At 54.0% G+C, this 3,025-nt stretch carries 1 rRNA gene; it reads left to right on the forward strand.

The features are described 5' to 3' along the window. The first annotated feature begins 78 nt into the window (after nucleotides 1-78). Nucleotides 79-2,986 (forward strand): 23S ribosomal RNA (locus N1689_RS22045). Nucleotides 2,987-3,025 lie beyond the last annotated feature (39 nt).

Raw genomic sequence — 3,025 nt, forward strand, 5'->3', positions numbered from 1 at the left:
AAGAATGAAAAACGCGGCACGTTCGAGTCTCTCAAATCCCTGCAGTCTGCAGCGTTGCAAAACGCCTGTGGGTTGTGAGGTTAAGCGACTAAGCGTACACGGTGGATGCCCAGGCAGTCAGAGGCGATGAAGGACGTGCTAATCTGCGTAAAGCGACGGTAAGGTGATATGAACCGCTACAGCCGTCGATGTCCGAATGGGGAAACCCGGTGCACTCTGTGCATCATTGCAGCATGAATACATAGTGCTGCAAGGCGAACCGGGGGAACTGAAACATCTAAGTACCCCGAGGAAAAGAAATCAACCGAGATTCCCCCAGTAGCGGCGAGCGAACGGGGAGCAGCCCAGAGCCTGAATCAGCATGTGTGTTAGTGGAAGCGTCTGGAAAGTCGCAGGGTACAGGGTGATACTCCCGTACACAAAAGCACACGCGCTGTGAGCTCGATGAGTAAGGCGGGACACGTGGTATCCTGTCTGAATATGGGGGGACCATCCTCCAAGGCTAAATACTCCTGACTGACCGATAGTGAACCAGTACCGTGAGGGAAAGGCGAAAAGAACCCCGGCGAGGGGAGTGAAACAGAACCTGAAACCGTGTACGTACAAGCAGTGGGAGCCCTCTTTACGGGGGTGACTGCGTACCTTTTGTATAATGGGTCAGCGACTTATATTCTGTAGCAAGGTTAACCGTATAGGGGAGCCGCAGGGAAACCGAGTCTTAACTGGGCGTTAAGTTGCAGGGTATAGACCCGAAACCCGGTGATCTAGCCATGGGCAGGTTGAAGGTTGGGTAACACTAACTGGAGGACCGAACCGACTAATGTTGAAAAATTAGCGGATGACCTGTGGCTGGGGGTGAAAGGCCAATCAAACCGGGAGATAGCTGGTTCTCCCCGAAAGCTATTTAGGTAGCGCCTCGTGAACTCATCTCCGGGGGTAGAGCACTGTTTCGGCTAGGGGGCCATCCCGGCTTACCAACCCGATGCAAACTGCGAATACCGGAGAATGTTATCACGGGAGACACACGGCGGGTGCTAACGTCCGTCGTGAAGAGGGAAACAACCCAGACCGCCAGCTAAGGTCCCAAAGTCATGGTTAAGTGGGAAACGATGTGGGAAGGCACAGACAGCCAGGATGTTGGCTTAGAAGCAGCCATCATTTAAAGAAAGCGTAATAGCTCACTGGTCGAGTCGGCCTGCGCGGAAGATGTAACGGGGCTAAACCATGCACCGAAGCTGCGGCAGCGACACTATGTGTTGTTGGGTAGGGGAGCGTTCTGTAAGCCGTCGAAGGTGTGCTGTGAGGCATGCTGGAGGTATCAGAAGTGCGAATGCTGACATAAGTAACGATAAAGCGGGTGAAAAGCCCGCTCGCCGGAAGACCAAGGGTTCCTGTTCAACGTTAATCGGAGCAGGGTGAGTCGACCCCTAAGGCGAGGCCGAAAGGCGTAGTCGATGGGAAACAGGTTAATATTCCTGTACTCGGTGTTACTGCGAAGGGGGGACGGAGAAGGCTATATCAGCCGGGCGACGGTTGTCCCGGTTTAAGCGTGTAGGCGGAGGGTCCAGGTAAATCCGGTCCCTTATTAACGCTGAGGCGTGACGACGAGGCACTACGGTGCTGAAGTGATAAATGCCCAGCTTCCAGGAAAAGCCTCTAAGCATCAGGTAACACAGAATCGTACCCCAAACCGACACAGGTGGTCAGGTAGAGAATACCAAGGCGCTTGAGAGAACTCGGGTGAAGGAACTAGGCAAAATGGTGCCGTAACTTCGGGAGAAGGCACGCTGGCGCGTAGGTGGAGGGATTTACTCCCCGAGCCGAAGCCAGTCGAAGATACCAGCTGGCTGCAACTGTTTATTAAAAACACAGCACTGTGCAAACACGAAAGTGGACGTATACGGTGTGACGCCTGCCCGGTGCCGGAAGGTTAATTGATGGGGTTATCCGCAAGGAGAAGCTCTTGATCGAAGCCCCGGTAAACGGCGGCCGTAACTATAACGGTCCTAAGGTAGCGAAATTCCTTGTCGGGTAAGTTCCGACCTGCACGAATGGCGTAATGATGGCCAGGCTGTCTCCACCCGAGACTCAGTGAAATTGAACTCGCTGTGAAGATGCAGTGTACCCGCGGCAAGACGGAAAGACCCCGTGAACCTTTACTACAGCTTGACACTGAACATTGAGCCTTGATGTGTAGGATAGGTGGGAGGCTTTGAAGCGCGGACGCCAGTCTGCGTGGAGCCAACCTTGAAATACCACCCTTTAATGTTTGATGTTCTAACGTAGGCCCGTTATCCGGGCTGCGGACAGTGTCTGGTGGGTAGTTTGACTGGGGCGGTCTCCTCCTAAAGAGTAACGGAGGAGCACGAAGGTCAGCTAATCACGGTCGGACATCGTGAGGTTAGTGCAATGGCATAAGCTGGCTTGACTGCGAGAGTGACGGCTCGAGCAGGTGCGAAAGCAGGTCATAGTGATCCGGTGGTTCTGAATGGAAGGGCCATCGCTCAACGGATAAAAGGTACTCCGGGGATAACAGGCTGATACCGCCCAAGAGTTCATATCGACGGCGGTGTTTGGCACCTCGATGTCGGCTCATCACATCCTGGGGCTGAAGTAGGTCCCAAGGGTACGGCTGTTCGCCGTTTAAAGTGGTACGCGAGCTGGGTTTAGAACGTCGTGAGACAGTTCGGTCCCTATCTGCCGTGGGCGCTGGAGAATTGAGGGGGGTTGCTCCTAGTACGAGAGGACCGGAGTGAACGCACCACTGGTGTTCGGGTTGTCATGCCAATGGCACTGCCCGGTAGCTAAGTGCGGAAAAGATAAGTGCTGAAAGCATCTAAGCACGAAACTTGCCCCGAGATGAGTTCTCCCTGACTCCTTGAGAGTCCTGAAGGGACGTTGAAGACTACGACGTTGATAGGCCGGGTGTGTAAGCGCAGCGATGCGTTGAGCTAACCGGTACTAATGACCCGTGAGGCTTAACCTTACAACGCCAGAGGCGTTTTTGAGAGACACGATTTTCAGC

Origin of the sequence: Pantoea sp. XY16 (assembly GCF_025153065.1) — a bacterium.
GTDB classification, from domain to species: Bacteria; Pseudomonadota; Gammaproteobacteria; order Enterobacterales; family Enterobacteriaceae; genus Pantoea; species Pantoea alfalfae.